Raw genomic sequence first — 18,569 nt, forward strand, 5'->3', positions numbered from 1 at the left:
GTAAGCCTAACCCGCTATCGACTCACTTACGTTAGTGAAGCTGTATTCGTTAATCTGTATTAGTGAAGCTGTGTGTGGGTGCTGGTGGCACTATCCGTTAGCTGCTGATGTTGCTGCAAGAGTGCAGCAATTTGATCATCTTTCTCGGCCCAAACTTGGTTTAACCAACGTTGGAACTCGACGCGATATTCCGATTCTGAAAAGTAGCGACTGGCATCGACCTGTGGTACTGGCAGAGCGCGCACGCGAACGATAATTTTGCGTACTTTGCCGTTCATTACCCCAAATAACACATCGTCTGGCGCATCGGGGTACACTAACGTCACATCCAGTAGGTTGGTAAATTGCTCACCCATGGCGGAAAGTGTAAAGGCAATACCACCTGCTTTAGGCCGAAGTAAATGACGGTAAGGCGAACCCTGGCGCTGGCGTTTATCTTCGGTAAAGCGGCTGCCCTCAACATAGTTGATAATTGATGTGGGCATGTTTTTAAACTTTTCGCAGGCTCGGCGAGTAGTGGCTAAATCTTTACCCTTAAGTTTTGGATTTTTCTTGAGTTTTGCCGGGCTGGTTCTGTCCATAAAAGGCATGTCGAGCGCCCAGCAACCTAGGCCCATAATGGGGACATAGATCAGCTCTTTTTTGAGGAAGAATTTCAACATGGGGATATGGTTACGCAGCAGGTAAGTCTGCGCAGCAATATCAAAGCCACTGAGGTGGTTACTGATCAGCAAGTACCAACTGTTTTGATTCAGTGATTCAAGTCCTTCAACATCCCATTCGATTTTGGCAATCAAATACAAAATGCCGCCATTGCAGGTTGCCCACCCCCACATAAACCGGTTCATTAACGCCGTGACGGCATTACGCGCGCTTTGAACCGGCATCAACATTTTCACCAAACCACCGAGGCAGACCAAACTTCCCCAAAGGGCAGTATTAATGATCAGCAAGCTCAGACTGAGAATAAACAGTACTGGACTGGGGAGGAAATTCAACATAGGAGCGTTACCTTACTTCTTTGTCTGCTTGGCTAGCGAGTTGGCTAATCACTTGATCTTTAGCGAGCCAAAGTTCGTTCAATTGTTCTTGGAAGCTAATTTTAAAATCGCGATCATTGATATAATCGCCACGCATATCCGGCGAAATATCCGTCACTGTTATGTGTACTTTAACCTTTGGCAGCTTGCCTGTCAGGTAGTCCCAATAGCTTGGAACGCTATCTGGGTAGTAGATCGTGACATCCACTAATTTGTGGATTTGCTCTCCCATGGCCGATAGCGCAAAGGCCATACCGCCCGCTTTAGGTTTTAACAGATGCTGGAACTGTGAGTTTTGCTTTGTATGTTTGGCCTTGGTAAAGCGTGTTCCTTCGACAAAGTTCATCACGCTCACGGGCTTAGTTTTAAACTTTGCGCAGGCTTTACGGGTGATTTCGATATCCTTGCCTTTGAGTTTCGGATTCTTTTTGAGCTGTGCCGTGCTATAGCGGCGCATAAAGGGGAAATCTAATGCCCACCATGCTAGCCCTAACACGGGCACATAAATCAGTTCTTGTTTCAGGAAGAATTTCAAAAATGGGATACGGCGATTAAATACGCGCTGCAGGATCAAAATATCCACCCAAGATTGATGATTCGCAATCACCATATACCATTCTTTGGTGGAGAATTGGGTCTCGCCCGACAGCTCAATGTGCACTGGGTGCAGCACACGTTCAATCACCCCATTGACGCTTATCCAGGCGCTGGCGCAAAAGTCGAGAAAATAGCTTGTCGCCGTTCTTAGCACAGGCAAAGGAATAAGCTTAATCAAGCTACCCAGAACAATGGGCACAACCCAAAACAGCGTATTCACGACATAGCCTAAAAACGCTATGCACCCTTTTAATTGTGAAAACAAGGTCCCCATTCGTGCCCCCTGATAAAAATTGGAGGCCTATGTTACTCGGTGTCGGCGTTTGGCTCAATCTTACAGCAGCTGGTCGGGGCATTTGTTAATACCAATCACATTAAATATCTAATCAGTTCAGAGCCTCACAGGCATCTCAATCCAAGGCGCATTGACGCAGAAATGGTTATTCCCTTTTAAGTCAATGTAACACGGGAGTGAGATGTTTGTGAGGCTCCCGAAGGGCGGGGTTGAACGTGCTTTATACTGCGTTTAAGGCTTTCGACAGAGCGCCACTATGCCTTCAAGCCTTCGCCTTGTCTAAAGCCCGTTTAGCTCCCGCTGAATGAACAGATATTTAATACGATTGGTATAACATTTCGAGCCTCAGTACTGTTGGGATAAACGGGCCAATAATTTATCCATAGCCCGATATCCCAAGGCTTGGGCGAGGTGACGCCTTTCGGTATTGGGGGCCTGTTCAAGGTCGGCAATGGTGCGGGCGACCCGTTGAATGCGGTGGAAGCTGCGCACGGATAATCCGAGTTTGACGACACTTTGTTCTAAAAAACTCAGATCGGTATCACTGAGGCCACTAAATTGCTTAAGTTGTTTACCTGATAGTTCGCTGTTAAGCACGCCCGCTCTGGCGAGTTGAATATCGCGGGCGCATTTTACTCGTTGGGCGATTTGATGGCTGGTTTCGCCTTGCGCCGACTGTTGGGTTAGGGTGCCAGCGGGGAGCTTAGGCACTTCGATAGTGAGATCAAATCTATCGATAAATGGGCCAGAGAGTCTGGCTAGATAACGCTGGATTTGGTCTGGTGTAGCTCTATTGGGGCCGTCGATATCGCCGCTCGGGCTGGGATTCATGGCGGCGATCAGTTGAAAGCGGCTTAAAAAGGTCAGTTTTGCCGCTGCGCGGGAGATCACCACTTCACCTGTCTCCATAGGTTCACGCAAACAGTCGAGCACTTTACGTGGAAATTCGGCGACTTCATCCAAAAACAATACTCCGCGATGGGCCAGTGAGATTTCGCCTGGCTTAGGAATGCTGCCGCCACCGACTAAGGAAATAGAGGAGCAAGTATGGTGCGGCGCACGAAATGGCCGCTTAAGAAAATCCTGAGGTTTGATATTGATGCCCGCTACTGAATGAATTGCAGCGACTTCTAAGGCTTCTTCATAATTGAGTGTCGGTAATAGCGCCATCATGCGACTGGCTAACATAGTTTTGCCAGTACCAGGCGGGCCTAACATCAATAGGTTATGGTTGCCGGCGGCAGCGATTTCAAGTGCTTGTTTAGCTTGGTATTGACCTATCACCTCGCTAAGGCAAGGTGCGGATTCCACTGGCTCATTCGAGATCCACTCGAGTTGTTGCTCCAGCATGGGGAGTGGCGCTTGTCCATGGAGAAACGCCGCTAAACTTTGCAAATGGGAACCAAAGTAGACCTTGGGATAACCAACTAACTCGGCATCGTGGCGATTCTCGAGTGGCAGAATTAACTGATTATTATGGCGTTTAGCCGCAATGATCGCAGGCAGCAGTCCTTGGCAGTGGCGGATTTGCCCTGAGAGGGCAAGTTCGCCGACAAATTCGGTATCCTTAAGGCTCGTGGCGGGGATTTGCTCTGACGCGGCTAGAATGCCGATGGCGATAGGTAAATCGTAGCGGCCGCCCTGTTTGGGTAAATCTGCGGGGGCGAGATTGACGGTTATCCGGCGCATCGGAAACTCGAATCCCGCATTGATCAGGGCACTGCGCACCCGCTCACGGGCTTCTTTGACTGAGGCTTCTGGCAAACCCACCAGATTAAAAGCTGGCAGCCCATTACTGAGATGGACTTCAACCGTGACTTCGGGAGCTTCAACACCACAACTGGCTCGGGTATGTACACAGGCTATCGCCATAAACAAATCCTTTTGTTGATCTTTTTGCGCTGAATTTGAGTGTAGCAGTAATTCGCCTAAGGGTTTTCAATTCATAGGATCGCTGCCCGCCTGCACCGCAAGCTGTTGACTCAGGCTTTAGCGTTAGCGTGATAGCCTCGGCAATTTGAGCTGTTAAGCGATAGCAAATATTTGATAGAAATGATAAAAAGCCAATATTGGAGTCGTGAGGTAAATATGGATATGTTGTTAGCAGAAAATTCCCCCATTCGTCAGCAGCTGCTCGAGCAAAAGTTGGCGCAGTTTAAAGACCCGCATCTTGCCCATACGCTTTCGGCATTTATTCGCAGTAGTGTCGATCTCTATCCCTGTGCAATCGAGGACTATGCCCAATTAGGTAATAGCCGACTGGGTGGATTGCCGGATTTGCCTATAGGCATGGATTATCCAGTGACCTTGGTCGGAAGGGAGGAAATGTTGGATGCTTACGCTGAGGAATTCGACCATACACGCGAGTATATCGAGGAGCATTATTGTTGGTCGCAAGATTCGGACTGGGACGAGGCGGCGCAGGCCTTTCGTGTACCCATGCAATTTATCGCGCAGATCAATTGTAGCGAACTGAAGGCGTTACAATCCTACTTGCCCCGAGAAGGGCGATTGTTGTTCTTTTTGGAGCGCTGGCGATTCTCAGAAATGCTTCGCGGCCATGTCTATTATGTCGCTGAAGATCAGCAACTGAACTCTGGGAAAGCGATTGCTGAACCTAAATTCGACGATGCTGTATGTGGAAACTATGAGTATGAGGCGGCTTATCAACTTCAGGGAATTGCCAGCATTAAGATGATAGCCCCTGACATGATTAATAGTGACAACCCGCATTTAGTAAAGTTAGCCAAGGCACGTTTACAAGCGCTACCAGAACCGCAACAAGCTATGGTGCTGGATGCCCTAGCGGTTGTGGATGATGAATTGGCTCCAGAGTGGCAAGATCAGCTCTATTTCTTTGATCTGATGAAAATGAATAAACACGGGTTAATCCCCGGTCAGATTCTCACTCAAGCGCAGTGGGCGGCACTACCTGAATGGCAGTCATCCAACGTGCAGGAATTGCTCGTTCCCGAGCAGCCGCTGCCTTATTTCGATGGGATAGCCAGTATTAATGGCCATGGTGATAGCCGCTATAAAGCCCCTGAGCTTCACGCCGCGGCTGAATTAGGCGGTAATGCCGAAGATTATCTAGTGCTGCTTAAAGTCGTCTACAGTGAGCATTCTATGCAATTGAATTTTATTATCCACCGAGACGATCTCGCATCGGGTAAATTCGAGCGCATTTACTGCATTTATGATTATTAGTTCATTTAAAGGTTGGCTACAGCCAACCTTTTTGCTTGGCGATACGGGCGGCATCAATTCGGTTGCTCGCATTGAGTTTGGCGATGGCCTCGGATAAATAGTTACGAACAGTGCCTTCGGCAATAAACAGCATCTCGGCAATTTCGGCGGTAGATTTGCCTTCGCTGGCAAAGCGTAAGGCGCGGCGTTCTTTATCATTGAGGGGATCGATATCACCAATTGCCATCATGGCAAGCTCAGGATCGATAACGCGTTTACCCGCCATCACTTGTTGAATTGAACTGACGAGGGTTTCCGAGGGCGCATCTTTTAGCAAAAATCCACCGACACCCGCTTCGATAGCGCGTTTAATGTAACCTGCGCGGCCAAAAGTAGTGATCACCACCACTTTGGTTTGGCTATGTTGCTCCTTTAGCCAAGCGGCTAGCTCTAGGCCGGTCCGTCCCGGCATTTCAATATCCGTCAGTAGCAGGTCAAAATGTTGTTGTTTGAGAAGGGTTAACGCTTCGTCGCCATCGCTGGCTTGAGTAATGGTAAAACCGCCAGCAAGGGTTAGCAGTGCCGCTAGTGCGCCGCGCACCATGGCTTGATCTTCTGCCAATAGAATCTTCATTAAACGGTTGCTCCCTGCAGAGGTAAACTGACGGTAAAGGTATATCCCTGCTCAAGATTATAACTGAAATGACCTCCGAGGCTATCGAGACGCTCACGGATCCCTGTTAGGCCATTACCCTCGATAAAGGGGCTTGCTGAGGCATTATCTTTGACTTCAACAAAGAGCGTATTCGCCTGCTCGCGAAACGTGATACTGCATTGGCTGGCGCTGCTGTGGCGCAAAATATTATTTACAAGCTCGGTCAAAATGAGTCCGAGCTGGCTTTCTGCTCTGGCGGGCAGTTTTGGTAATTCCCCAATCAGCTCCACATAGATGCCTTTATCCCGGAGTGAATGACATAGCTGAGTGATGCAACTTGCTAAGCCTTTGTGTTTATAGTCTGAGACGGTATGCCTTATTTGGCTCAAGCTTTCCCGCGCGATTTGTCCTAGCTCTTGTAGTTGAGTCGTTGCAAGTTGATATTCTTGTTTCGTCAGTAGTTTTTCGGCCAATTCAGCCTTTAGAGCAATCGATGACAAACTGTGCCCCATAATATCGTGCAAGTCTCTGGCGATACGCTCCCGTTCAACCATAGTGGCTAAGGTGCTGATTTCCTGAGCACTTTGTAGTTCCTTCAATCTATGCTGGTAACGTCTTCGCTCTGCTTTACCGAGCATGCCAACCCCTAATATTAAGGCTGAGCCGTACATTGGAAAATAGTAGCTATTGAATTGACTAACATAGTTGAGCAAGAACATTGTAATTAGTATCCCGAGCCAGCATAACAGGCTAACTCTAAAGGAATAAAAGAAACCAATAAAGAAACTGGCAAAGGTAAAGAATGAGATGGACCCGGGATTAATAGGGGTAATGGCTATAGCAAGTACTAACATGCCGATAATAGGCCGATAGGCGCTACGAAAATTACTGCGATAGGTCCAGAAATAGCAGTAAATAAAGGGAGCCAGCACGGCTAAAATTAAGATAATTTGCCAGCTAGGATAAGGCTTAATAAACAGCGGGATCAGATAAAACACGAGATTTATCAAGTAGACCCATGCGAGCTTGCGTTCCAATTGTAGGGGGGTGTTTGTCATATCGCTTCGCCTTAGATCCTTTTGTGGCTGCTGATAGCGGGATTGGCAGCAAAATTGTGCCAATCCGCTGTTCAGGTCGCTTCGCGGTTATTTTGCACTTATTTGCTGATTTTGTTGAAGTAAAAACTTAGCCCAACCATAATCTTTTTCCACTTGCAGCGCCTGTTGCCAATCTTCGATAGCCCCCTGTGCGTCACCTAACTCCTGTTTTGCGAGTCCGCGCCAAGTGTAAGCCTCTGACTCACCCCAGCAAATAGTGTCACAGGGCTGGGCAAAGCGCTCAATAGCGGTACTGGCCAGTGTTTTAGCATTTTGCATGCTGCCACCAAACATGACGGGAGTGTTATAGGCGGCAATAGCCTTAATTAATGCAACGCGAGGATTTTGTGGCTCGAGTTGTTCGGCGCTGGCAATGGCTTTGGCAGATTTTCTGCCAAGTGTGGCTCCCTTACTACTGTCTAAGGCGATTTGCATGCCATAAACGGATGATAAAAGTGCAAGGGATTCGGCATCGGCTTGGCTGTTGGTTAAGGTTTCTAAGCTTGCTTGAGCCGAGGCTAAGGCATTCTCTGCCATTGTTTTTTGTCCCATCACATTAGCGCTGATGGCTAAGCGATAGTTAGCATAAGCTGCCTCGTAATCTTGAGTGACAGTGCTGAGCTGTTGCAATTTATCAATATTCAGCGTGTTAGCCGCTTTGTCTACTTCAGCGATATTGGAGCTTGAGTTCGAAGCCGCGAACGCAGGCGTGCAGGCGAGAGTAAGGCTTGATAACAGTAAAAGTGTTTTCATGGTATTTCCTTATTGAAGTGATAACCCATTGCTTGGGGACGGCTTCATTATCAGAAATACCTTGGTCTGAGTGCAGGCACAAAGGTCATCAATAGTGCATGACAAATGTCATGTCTTAACCCTAAAAGCAAAACACCGGAGTGGCTCCGGTGTTTAGTCAGCTTAGATAATAAATGCTTAAATCGTTAGACTACCGCTTGGGTGCTGGCTTGGTTTACAAGGTAAATCAAATAGCCAAGATAGGCGATAAGCAGTGTGGCACCTTCACGGCGGCCAATACGTAGCCCTGTCCACGCGAAGGGTAAAATAACGACGGCTAACGCGAGCATGACGATAAAGTCTAAGGATTGGAAACCAAGACCAGATACAGGATAAACGACGGCGGTCACGCCAAGAATACCTAATATATTGAATATGTTAGAACCAACAATGTTGCCTATTGCAATATCACTTTGGCCTTTGAGTGCCGCTAAAACTGAAGTCACTAGCTCTGGCATGCTGGTACCGATAGCGACAATAGTCAGGCCGATAATGACTTCACTCACACCAAACACTTTGGCTAAATCAACCGCGCCATTCACAAATAAAATGCCACCGCCGACAAGCATACTGATACCGACAGCAATAAATAGCAGCGATAATAAAGGATTCTTGGGTCCTTCTTCGATAACCTCACCATCAGCATCGTTAGTGTTTTTAGCGCTGAAATAGCTGAAAACTAAGTAGCCCAGCATGAATGATAATAAAATCACCCCATCAATCAGGCTGAGTTCGCCATCTAACAGCAAACCCCAAAACAGCATTGATGCCAAGATCATGATAGGAATATCACGCTTAACCATTTCTGATTTGACTTCGATAGGACGTATTAACGCGGTGATCCCGAGGATCAGGCCGATGTTGACAATGTTGGAGCCAATGACGTTCCCAAGAGAGATACCACTGTTGCCAGCAAGAGCCGCTTTAACGCTGACCGCAAGCTCTGGGGCGCTGGTGCCAAAGGCGACAATGGTTAAGCCAATCACTAGGGGAGTTATGCCTAAACGCAGCGCAATTGTGGTTGCTCCGCGAACTAAGGCTTCTGCGCCCAGGGTTAAAATAATAAAGCCGCCGATAATTGAAAGTGCAATAAGCATTTTGGACTCTGTTAAACCTGATTGATTGAATTAATTTAAGGTGTATCACCTTACGCCGATAGGCGCACATGATACGTGTTTTTAATCTGCTTTGACAGAATATGTCATAAAAAAGCACACCTCAAGGATGTGCCTCAGCCGTTTGAATACTCACATGGATTTTCAACGGTTATTTTGTCACTAACTCATCTTCCCAACGTACTTGAGCACCACGGATCCCATCGACACGTTCGCTAAAGGCTTTCTCGAGTACGTGGCGTTTGATCTTAAGCGTTGGCGTTAACACATCGTTTTCGATAGACCATGGCTCATTCACTACTACAATGGCATCAACATGTTCGTGGGATTCTAAATGTGGATTCACACTATCGAGTGTCGCTTTAAGGGATGTACGCACTTCTTCGCGGGCTTGTAAGTTGGCACCTTCAGAAAGTTGCACTAAAGCGACTGGATGCGGTAAGCCTGAGCCGATAACGCAAATCAGCTCCACATGAGGATCTTGTGCAAGCTTGCGCTCAATTGGCACTGGCGCCACATATTTGCCCTTAGCGGTTTTAAAGTTATCTTTCACTCGGCCGGTAATAGTCACACAACCATCGGCATCGATAGCGCAGAGATCGCCGGTATGGAAGAAGCCATCAGCATCGAAGGCTGCTGCTGTCGCTTCAGGTTGCAGATAATAGGCGGTCATTAGACCTGGGCTCTTGATGAGCAGCTCACCATCCTCACCTTGGCGGATGTGGCAGTCCTGCACGGGTTTACCCACAGTGCCGATTTTGCGCGCATCGAAGGGGTAGTTAATAATGGAGTAAGCACAGTTTTCTGTCATACCCCAGGCTTCACAAATATTCAGACCAATGCTGTGATACCAATGGATCAGTGACGGTGGAATCGGCGCTGAGCCAGAGCCGAGCAAACGGCAATGGTTGAGCCCTAACCCTTTGTGGATTTTGTGCTTCACCAGGCTACTAATGAGCGGGATCTTGAGTAACAGATTGAGCTTGCTGACACCAATTTTGTCGATAATGTTCTTTTGGAACAGGCTCCAGAGGCGTGGAACGGAGAAAAATACCGTCGGTTTAGCCCGTTGCACGTCGGCTACGAAGGAGTCCAAACTTTCAACGAATGCGACAGTACTGCCTGAATAAAAAGACGATCCTTCGATCGCGACTCGCTCGGTAATGTGGGCCAAAGGCAAATAAGATAACAATCTATCGTTACCATTAGTGCGTAGGTCGCGCACCACCGCTTGGCACGTCCAACCATAGCTGGCAAAAGTTTGAATCGCACCTTTAGGTTGGCCCGTTGAGCCCGAGGTATAAATCAGCGTCATTATCTGGTCGGGTTCGGGTAATGGCGCTTCAATCAGCGGGTTGCCCATATTGAGCAATTGTTCCCATTGATATTGGGCTGGCATGGTGTCGTAGGGCATCGCAAGGCGCAATAATTCGCCACCGACGCCAGCCTCTTGGTCAGCCCAATGATCGAGTTTACCGAGGAAAATCGCTTTCGCACCACTGTGTTGCAACACATAGCGAATGGTATCCGGATTCGCCGTCGGATAAATAGGAACGCTGATATAGCCGCCGTGCATCAGGGCGAGGTCGGTGATAAACCATTCGGCACAGTTTTTAGACAGAACGGCAATCTTATCGCCTGGCTCTAGGCCTAAATGACGTAGTGCGCCGGCGAGTTGTTGGACTTTTTCTTGCACTTCATTCCACGTGAAATCAAGATATTGCCCCTTGATTGGTTGGCGCAAATAAATCTCATCCCCACGCGTATTCGCCCAGTGCGCCAGCATTTCAATTGGCGTCTTAATCGCTTTATCCATAGGCAATTCCCTGTTCTTTATTGTTATTTTGAACCCCAACTTAGGTGCTCAGTATGGCGAGTTTTGTGATGCGGCGCAAATAGTTTGCAAGATTGTAAAATTGCTAAATCTACAAAATAGCCTAATGACCGAATATGAAATCAAAATGAACTTAATAACAGGTCAGATCAGAGCTTTTATACCAATCACATTAAATATCTAATCAGTTCAGAGCCTCACAGGCATCTCAATCCAAGGCGCATTGACGAAGAAATGGTTATTCCCTTTTAAGTCAATGTAACACGGGAGTGAGATGCCTGTGAGGCTCCCGAAGGGCGGGGTTGAACGGGCTTTATACTGCGTTTAAGGCTTTCGACAGAGCACCACTATGCCTTCAAGCCTTCGCCTTGTCTAAAGCCCGTTTAACTCCCGCTGAATGAACAGATATTTAATACGATTGGTATTACTGCGCATTGGCGCAATAAAAAAGGCGCCTAAGCGCCTTTCATATCAGTTGAAGCTTACAGCTCCATCACGCCGTCCATTTCGACTTGCGCATCTTTGGGTAACTGCTTCACACCGATAGCAGCACGTGCTGGATAAGGCTGGCTGAAGTAGCGGCTCATGATTTCATTCACTTTGGCGAAGTGGCTTAAATCGGTGAGGAAGATATTGAGCTTCACGATATCGTTGATCGTGCCGCCAGCCGCTGTACAAACAGCGGTTAAGTTTTCAAATACTTGCACGACTTGCGCTTCAAAATCATCGCTCACGATTTGCATAGTGCTTGGCACTAGCGGAATTTGGCCAGATAAATACACAGTGTTGCCCACTTTTACCGCTTGTGAATAAGTGCCAATTGCCGCAGGAGCGTTTTCAGTCGCGATAATGATTTTTTCTGCCATGACGTTCTCTCTAAAATAAGTGGATTAACGATTACGAGATGTGCGTAGCACCTCGGGCAGTACCCGGATACGGCGCATCACGTTAGCTAAATGGATCCTGTCTTTCACCGAAATCCGCAGGTTAATCAGATACACTCGACCATCGCGCTCTTCGGTGCTGAGGTTGTGAATATTTGAGCCTTCGGCGGCGATAATCGAGGTGATCTTGGCCAGCGCGCCTTGGTGGTTAACAATTTCCACCCGCAGATTGGCTTGATACTCAACACCTTCGACATTGTCCCACTGGACGGGAATATATTTATCAGGCTCGCCTTGATAGCCACGAATGTTGGCGCAGTTTTCCATATGTACCACCAAGCCTTTGCCTTGGCTCACGTGGGCAATCACCGCATCACCAGGGATCGGGCGGCAGCAGTTAGCGAAGGTCACTAACATGCCTTCGGCGCCACGGATTGGCATTTGGTGGGAATCGCGATTTTCTTGATTCTCAAGATTATCGCCAATTAAACGTTGGGCGATAACGATACTCATGGCATTGCCAAGGCCGATATCGGCGAGTAAGGCGTTTAAATTGGCGTGCTTAGTATCGCGCACCACCTTTTCAATCTGTTCCGCTGGAATACTATCGAGCTTAGTCTTGCCGAGTGCATGGTTGAGCAGGCGGCGACCGAGTGCAATCGCATCATCACCCTTAAGGCTTTTCAGCACTTGGCGGATTTTAGCGCGGGCCTTACCTGTTACCACAAAGTTCAGCCAAGCAGCGTTCGGGCGCGCGCCTTTGGCGGTAATGATCTCAACGGTTTGGCCGGAGATTAATGGCTGGCTTAACGGATAAGCTTGGCGGTTAACGCGGGCACCAACGCAAGTGTTACCCACATCGGTGTGGACTTCATAGGCAAAGTCGACGGCGGTGGCGTTAACCGGTAATTCTAAAATGCGGCCTTCGGGAGTGAACACGTAAATCTCTTCGGGGAAGAGTTCGGTTTTAACGTTTTCTACGAATTCGAAGGAGGTGCTGGCGCTCTGTTGCAGTTCCAGCAAGCTTTGCATCCACTTACGGGCACGCACTTGTGTTGTCGTGCCTTGGCCATCGGCACCACCTTTGTAGGCCCAATGGGCTGCAACCCCTTTGTCGGCCATTTGATCCATATCTTCGGTCCGAATTTGGATCTCGACGGGCACACCGTGGGGGCCGAATAACGAGGTATGGAGCGACTGATAACCGTTGGCTTTGGGGATTGCAATATAGTCTTTAAAGCGACCGGGGCGCGGCTTATACAGACCATGCATTGCACCGAGCACGCGGTAACACGTATCGATGGAGTCGACAATCACGCGGAAGGCATAGATATCCATGACTTCTTGAAATTGCAGCTCTTTACTCTGCATCTTGTTATAGATGGAGTAGAGATTTTTCTCACGGCCTTTGACTTTGCCTTTAATGCCCGCATCGTTTAGGCGGGTTAACACTGCAGCCTCAATACCTTGAATGAGTTCTTTACGGTTGCCGCGGGCGGCTTTCACCACTTCCTTTAATACCCGATAACGCATGGGATAATAGGCTTGAAACCCCAAATCCTCTAACTCAGTCTTGATATTGTGAATACCAAGTCGGTTGGCAATCGGCGCGTAAATCTCTAAGGTTTCACGGGCAATACGACGGCGTTTGTCAGGACGCAAGGCGCCTAAGGTGCGCATGTTGTGGGTGCGGTCGGCAAGCTTGATGAGAATAACGCGGATATCCTGCGTCATCGCCATCATCATTTTGCGAAAGTTTTCCGCTTGGGCTTCTTTCTTATCGCGAAATTTCAGCTTGTCGAGCTTAGACACCCCTTCAACCAATTCAGCCACCGATTCACCAAATCGCTCGGCCAAATCCTCTTTGGTGACATAGGTATCTTCGATGGTGTCATGCAGCAATGCCGCCATCAGCGTCTCATGGTCGAGACGCATTTCGGCGAGGATGCGGGCAACCGCAACCGGATGGGTAATATAAGGTTCGCCGCTAGTGCGCATTTGCCCTTCATGGGCATCACGCGCAACTTGGTAAGCCTGCTTGAGCAATTCTACCTGTTCAGGTTCTAAGTAACCGGAAGCAGACTCCTTTAGACCTTCAAACAGATACAAGTGGCAGCTCTCCTTTACCCAAACAGGTGTGACTCAATCAAACTTATAGTGAACGGCCTTCAGCGATAGCTGCAACAGCTGCGATTTCAGCAGCTTCACGCTCACGCACGGTTTGACGCTCATCAGCATCTAAAGTGTGAGCATTCACTAAACCTAGTTCGATTTCACGCAGGGCGATAACCGTTGGTTTGTCGTTCATCTCTTCAACCATAGGGTCTTTACCCTGCACGGCGATTTGGCGAGCACGACGCGCCGCAACCAGGATCATATCAAAACGGTTGCCGATTTGTTCTACGGCGTCTTCTACAGTTACGCGAGCCATGTGTTGAAACTCCAGTTTATCTAGGGAAAAAATGACGCAAAATTGTACACTATGGCAGTTAGCCTGCCAACAGATCGTTAAGCATATCATTTTGCGCGTGGATCTGACTAGCACCCGTTAAGCGTTGGCTGCGAATGATCGCCCGCAGATCCGCCAGTGCTGTGTCAAAATCGTCATTAACGATAATAAAATCATATTCTTTATAGTGCGACATTTCAGAAACCGCCTGTGCCATACGGCTGGCGATTACATCTTGGCTGTCTTGGCCGCGGCCAGTAAGGCGACGTTCTAGCTCATCCCGTGAGGGGGGGAGAATAAATACGCCCACTGCATCTGACATCACCGCTTTCACTTGCTGTGCACCTTGCCAGTCGATATCGAGAAATACATCGATACCTTGGGTTAACGTGTGCTCAATTACATGGCGCGATGTGCCATAGTAATTGCCAAACACTTCGGCCCACTCAAAAAAGGCATTCTGCTCGATCAGTGCTTTAAATTCTTCAACATTCACAAAATGGTAGTGTTGACCATCAACTTCACCAGGGCGAGGCGCGCGGGTGGTGTGCGACACTGAAACCTGCATATCGGCAGGTTTGTCTTTTAACAATGCCGAAATCAGCGAGGATTTACCCGCACCACTTGGCGCTGACACAATAAATAAATTTCCGCGTGCGGTCATGAGCTAAATATCCAGTTGGTTAACACAAGAAGGGCCAAGAAAGCAGAGTATTATACAGATTTTGACCTTAAAAAGGCTAGCTACCAATGGCACTCAATTGGTGGTTTTGTGGTCGACACGAATTCCCTTGGACGATTTTAGCGGTTAAGTGCTAGCTCGAGCTTGCTTGTTTAAAATATCTACACATCAGCATCGGCGCTAATCGAGGATTTAAGCCTAATTTAGTTTTAGCCTATTAGTATCAGCATTTTTATATGTCTAGCGCCATATTGCACTGACAATTGCAGCTAAATTCGTTACGCTCATGCCTATACGGCATTTAAGGTCGTGTGCGCTTGGATTATTTCACTATAAAGGAAGGGTCGTGCTGTTAAAATCTCTTTTCTGCCTTCACGGGCGTGATTCCCGCCCCCGCTTTGTTGCTATCAGTGTTGGTGTCTATTTAGGCATTTCATTGGCTGTCGCCGCATTTGGGGCGAATTTTTTAATGTATCTTTTAGCGCTAGTGGGCCTACCTTTGCTTAGCTTAACTGCGCTGCGTCGTTTAACCGATGCGGCTAAGCCTAAGGCCTTAGTGGTGGTGCTTATTCTGCCACTTATTGTGTTATTAGCGCTGCATATCGTGGCTGCACCGCCAGTATTGGCAATGTTAGGGTTAGTGTTGGGTGCTGGCGCAACGTTTTGGGGCGCTCGTTTTAGTTCGCCAACCTTAGTTGATTACCGTTTCGGATATTATGGTCCGGCATTCGATACGCCAACCTCGCAGGCGATCCCTCGCCGCCGAGTTGAGCCTGTGATCACGCCAAAGGCAGCGCCGAATGTGTCAGTGGATGTTCCTGTTACTGCTCCGGTAGTGGCAGATACCCACGCAGAGCCAACCATTGCACCATCGGTGACGGCTCCAGAGCTTGAAGCGCTAAGGCAAGATGAGCTGCGTTTTGATGCCTTAACTAAAATGACTGCCAATCCAGCGGATTTTGTGGTGCCTGATGCTGTAATTGAGGGGCATGCCGATTTTCATCCCGTCAAGCAGAGCCGAGTAGAGCAAGCCCCAATCGACATCGCCGATGTAGATCGAGTGCAGGTCAATTTACCGGACGAAGATGTTAAACGAGCGCCGCTTGATGCTGAGCAACGTGATGAGCCGGTGTGGCGCTTTGATCCCGATGACGATGGTGAGGTATTTAATGATACCGAGCATGCTGAAGAAGTACGTCGTCGCCGCGCCGAGGCAAAAGAATCCGGTTCTATGACTGAATTGTTTAGGGGCGTTGCGGAGTTTTTCGCCCCTTATCGTCGTTATATTAAGTTGCCTACATTACCTAAGCTGGAACGCCGTTACTGGTTACCCGTTGGCGGCGGTGTGGGTGCGGTATTGTTAGTGCTGTTAGTGCTGTTAGTGTGGGGATTATGGCCAAGTTCTGATGAGTCGCAGGTAGACGAATCAGTTGTGCCAGCAGTGCCTTCAGCACCTATTGCAGCAAGCGATCGTGTGACCTTAGAGCTGCCCGATGGTTTTTCGGTGGCGTTAGAGCAAGATGTGCTAATTATTCGTTGGTTGGGTGAACGCGACAAGCCGCAAAACCTGTGGTCTATTGCCACTGCAAAGGGCGATAAGAGTTGTAGTGCTCTAGTGTTTAATAATGGCACTGAGTATCGCACTATCACAGTGGATTTGCTTGCAGACTCTGCAACTGAGGCGCGTTTCACGCCGCTTGATACCGCTAATATTATTACCGATTTAGCCCGCCGTGGCAGCATTGGTTTGTGTGGCTACAAGTTCAGTTTAAAGGGCAGCCAAGCGGTTTTAGAGCCAAATCGTGCCTTTGGAACTTATTTAGCCCGTTAAATAGATAAAAATAAGCTTAAATGCTAGTCAGGATTAGAGGGGTAGATTACACTTTTGCTCCTCTTTTTCTCCAATCTTGTGTTACATGCGCTCGCATAGCCGATGACGGCGAGGTTCGGGAAAATATCTTTAATACGAACTGAAAACTCAATCCCACATGAATACAGATTTGACCTTAGTCATTATGGCGGCGGGCCTTGGTAGTCGTTTTGGCGGCGATAAGCAGTTAGCCTCCCTTGGGCCTGCTGGCGAACCCATGTTGGTGTTATCTATTTTATCGGCTATTCGCAGTGGATTTCAGCGCGCCGTATTAGTGATCCGCCCTGAGCTTGAGGCGGAGCTCTCCGGGATATTGACGCAGTTTTTACCCGCAAACTTTGAATATCACTTTTGTTACCAGTCATTAAGTGATTTACCACAAGACGCAATGCTTGCTGATTTTAGCCATCGTTTAAAGCCTTGGGGGACAGCACATGCGCTCTGGTGTGCCCGCGATTGGGTAACAGGGCCAATGGCAGTGATCAATGCCGATGACTTTTACGGTGACAGCGCCTTTGCCTCACTCGCGAAGGGATTAACCGCCAGACCTAACGATTGGATGATGGTGGCTTATCCTATCGAGCTGACGTTATCTGAGCATGGCGGAGTAAATCGTGGCTTATGCCAAGTTGAGCATGGGCAGTTACGCTCGGTCGCCGAGTGGTTAAATATTCAAGCGCAAGATGATGGTTTTGTTGGCGAAGGTCCAAATGGATTGGCAAAGCTTCCTCCACAGTCGCTGGTGTCTATGACCTGTTGGGGCTTTTCGCCAAGCATATTTGATGTTATTAAACAGCAATTAACCGCATTTATTGAACAACAGGGCCAATTGCCGAAATCGGAGTGCTATTTGCCTGCTGTGGTTCAGGCGGCAATTGAGCAAGGAGTACCCGTCTATGTTGATGTGGGCAGCGAACCTTGGCTCGGTGTGACCTATCCGCAGGATTCTGTCTGGGTAAAGCAAAAATTAATGGAGTTATTGGGTGATAAAACTCATTAGGCAGTCAGTGTTGCCTCATTTTGGAATTGAAGCCGACGAGGCAAAAATCTCAGCGTTAGGGAATGGTCATATTAACGACACCTTATTAGTGCGTTGGCCTACGGGCGAGCTCGTTTTACAACGCATTAATACTCAAGTGTTTAAGACGCCGCAGGCGCTGGTGAGTAATGCCGATAAAATTAGCCATCATTTATGCGCCAAGGCATTGCAGCAGCAATATGGTCTGCAAGTGGTCAGCCCTTGTCTTACCCAAGAGGGTGAACTTGCCATCGACTTAGGTGAGCAGGGATTTTGGCGTGCGATCAGTTATTTACCCCATAGTTTAAGTATCGAAGTGGTGAAGTCCGAAGCGCAAGCTGAAATGGCCGCCAAGGCCTTTGGTCACTTTGCCTGTGCATTAAGTGATTTTGACGCCACTGAGCTTGAAGATGTGATCCCGCAGTTTCATCACTTGCCAGGGCGGATGGAAATGCTGCGCCAAGCGGTGCAGCAGGATAAAGCCAAGCGCTTAGAGTCGTGCCGTCAATGGGTTGATTATGCGCTGTCGCAGCAGAGTTTATTGGATGAACTGGCCGAAATCTCGCCGCAGTTACCGCTGCGGATCTGCCATAACGACACTAAAATCAACAATATGCTGTTTGATAAGCGTGATATGTCGAGCATGGCGATTATCGATTTAGACACCTGCATGAAGGGTCATCTGATGTATGACTTTGGCGATATGGTGCGTACCTTCTGTTCGCCCGAGGAGGAAGATTCTACCGCCCTTGAAAATGTTAAAGTGCGCCAGTCGATCTTTGCCGCCATTTGCCGTGGCTATTTAAGTGAGCTCTCCGAGGTATTAACTGAGGTCGAAAAACGCAGTCTTTGGCTTGGGGCGCGAGTCATTTGCTTGATGATTGGTGTGCGTTTTTTAACGGATTATCTGAATGGTGACGTGTATTTCCATGTGCACCGTGAGGGCCACAATCTGGATAGGGCTGCGAATCAATTTACCTTGTATCAAAGCCTGTTAGATCAAGAAGCCGAGTTAAAGGCTTGCTTCTAGCCCTAATCAAACGCCCCAAACGGGG

16 protein-coding genes are annotated in these 18,569 nt (G+C 48.3%); 4 read left to right on the forward strand and 12 right to left on the reverse strand.

All coding sequences use genetic code 11. From position 1 onward, the window contains the following. Nucleotides 1–59: 59 nt before the first annotated feature. The 3 genes from H9J30_RS09220 to H9J30_RS09230 all read right to left on the reverse strand — a co-directional run bounded on the left by H9J30_RS09220 (nucleotide 60) and on the right by H9J30_RS09230 (nucleotide 3,804). A complete protein-coding gene (locus tag H9J30_RS09220; RefSeq protein WP_240130760.1) occupies nucleotides 60–1,001 on the reverse strand; it encodes a 1-acylglycerol-3-phosphate O-acyltransferase, YihG family in 942 nt (313 codons plus the stop codon). Nucleotides 1,002–1,008: 7 nt separating this feature from the next. Beyond that, the gene (locus H9J30_RS09225; protein ID WP_240130761.1) at nucleotides 1,009–1,911 is read right to left on the reverse strand and encodes a 1-acylglycerol-3-phosphate O-acyltransferase, YihG family; all 903 of its coding nucleotides are present in this window, start codon (nucleotides 1,909–1,911) and stop codon (nucleotides 1,009–1,011) included. 366 nt (nucleotides 1,912–2,277) lie between these two features. Continuing rightward, a complete protein-coding gene (locus H9J30_RS09230; RefSeq protein WP_240130762.1) occupies nucleotides 2,278–3,804 on the reverse strand; it encodes a YifB family Mg chelatase-like AAA ATPase in 1,527 nt (508 codons plus the stop codon). Between the two features lie 216 nt (nucleotides 3,805–4,020). On the opposite strand from H9J30_RS09230, the gene H9J30_RS09235 reads away from it, so the two are divergent. Beyond that, nucleotides 4,021–5,139 (forward strand): DUF1963 domain-containing protein, encoded by a 1,119-nt coding sequence (locus H9J30_RS09235; protein ID WP_240130763.1) that lies wholly within the window; start codon nucleotides 4,021–4,023, stop codon nucleotides 5,137–5,139. 16 nt (nucleotides 5,140–5,155) lie between these two features. On the opposite strand, the gene H9J30_RS09240 is transcribed toward H9J30_RS09235, so the two are convergent. The 9 genes from H9J30_RS09240 to gmk all read right to left on the reverse strand — a co-directional run bounded on the left by H9J30_RS09240 (nucleotide 5,156) and on the right by gmk (nucleotide 14,608). Continuing rightward, nucleotides 5,156–5,752 (reverse strand): response regulator transcription factor, encoded by a 597-nt coding sequence (locus tag H9J30_RS09240; protein ID WP_240130764.1) that lies wholly within the window; start codon nucleotides 5,750–5,752, stop codon nucleotides 5,156–5,158. Beyond that, nucleotides 5,752–6,831, reverse strand: a complete 1,080-nt coding sequence (locus H9J30_RS09245; RefSeq protein WP_240130765.1) for a sensor histidine kinase — start codon at nucleotides 6,829–6,831, stop codon at nucleotides 5,752–5,754. Before H9J30_RS09245 ends, H9J30_RS09240 begins: the two co-directional genes overlap by 1 nt. An 87-nt stretch (nucleotides 6,832–6,918) precedes the next feature. After that, nucleotides 6,919–7,623: a tetratricopeptide repeat protein gene (locus tag H9J30_RS09250; protein WP_240130766.1), complete on the reverse strand. Its 705-nt coding sequence runs from the start codon at nucleotides 7,621–7,623 to the stop codon at nucleotides 6,919–6,921. Between the two features lie 185 nt (nucleotides 7,624–7,808). Continuing rightward, entirely contained in the window at nucleotides 7,809–8,759 is a 951-nt protein-coding gene (locus H9J30_RS09255; RefSeq protein WP_240130767.1) for a calcium/sodium antiporter, read from the reverse strand. Nucleotides 8,760–8,928: 169 nt separating this feature from the next. Beyond that, nucleotides 8,929–10,593 carry an AMP-binding protein gene (locus H9J30_RS09260; RefSeq protein WP_240130768.1) on the reverse strand — a complete coding sequence of 555 codons (1,665 nt, stop codon included), beginning with the start codon at nucleotides 10,591–10,593 and terminating at the stop codon, nucleotides 8,929–8,931. 500 nt (nucleotides 10,594–11,093) lie between these two features. Continuing rightward, entirely contained in the window at nucleotides 11,094–11,477 is a 384-nt protein-coding gene (locus tag H9J30_RS09265; RefSeq protein ID WP_011624341.1) for a RidA family protein, read from the reverse strand. 24 nt (nucleotides 11,478–11,501) lie between these two features. Beyond that, entirely contained in the window at nucleotides 11,502–13,604 is a 2,103-nt protein-coding gene (gene spoT, locus H9J30_RS09270; protein WP_240130769.1) for a bifunctional GTP diphosphokinase/guanosine-3',5'-bis pyrophosphate 3'-pyrophosphohydrolase, read from the reverse strand. 43 nt (nucleotides 13,605–13,647) lie between these two features. After that, nucleotides 13,648–13,926: a DNA-directed RNA polymerase subunit omega gene (rpoZ, locus tag H9J30_RS09275; protein WP_007651394.1), complete on the reverse strand. Its 279-nt coding sequence runs from the start codon at nucleotides 13,924–13,926 to the stop codon at nucleotides 13,648–13,650. A 58-nt stretch (nucleotides 13,927–13,984) separates the two neighbouring features. Further along, a complete protein-coding gene (gene gmk, locus H9J30_RS09280) occupies nucleotides 13,985–14,608 on the reverse strand; it encodes a guanylate kinase (protein WP_240130770.1) in 624 nt (207 codons plus the stop codon). Nucleotides 14,609–14,972: 364 nt separating this feature from the next. Between gmk and H9J30_RS09285 the strand changes: the two genes are divergently transcribed. From H9J30_RS09285 to H9J30_RS09295, 3 genes are all read left to right on the forward strand, one after another. Further along, nucleotides 14,973–16,457 (forward strand): hypothetical protein, encoded by a 1,485-nt coding sequence (locus H9J30_RS09285; RefSeq protein WP_240130771.1) that lies wholly within the window; start codon nucleotides 14,973–14,975, stop codon nucleotides 16,455–16,457. A gap of 157 nt (nucleotides 16,458–16,614) precedes the next feature. Beyond that, complete coding sequence (locus tag H9J30_RS09290; protein ID WP_240130772.1) at nucleotides 16,615–17,496, forward strand: nucleotidyltransferase family protein; 882 nt, start codon at nucleotides 16,615–16,617, stop codon at nucleotides 17,494–17,496. Further along, the gene (locus H9J30_RS09295; protein ID WP_055647870.1) at nucleotides 17,480–18,544 is read left to right on the forward strand and encodes a phosphotransferase enzyme family protein; all 1,065 of its coding nucleotides are present in this window, start codon (nucleotides 17,480–17,482) and stop codon (nucleotides 18,542–18,544) included. The genes H9J30_RS09290 and H9J30_RS09295 overlap by 17 nt, the downstream gene beginning before the upstream one ends. Nucleotides 18,545–18,569 lie beyond the last annotated feature (25 nt).

Origin of the sequence: Shewanella cutis, assembly GCF_022410515.1 — a bacterium.
Classification (GTDB): Bacteria; Pseudomonadota; Gammaproteobacteria; order Enterobacterales; family Shewanellaceae; genus Shewanella; species Shewanella cutis.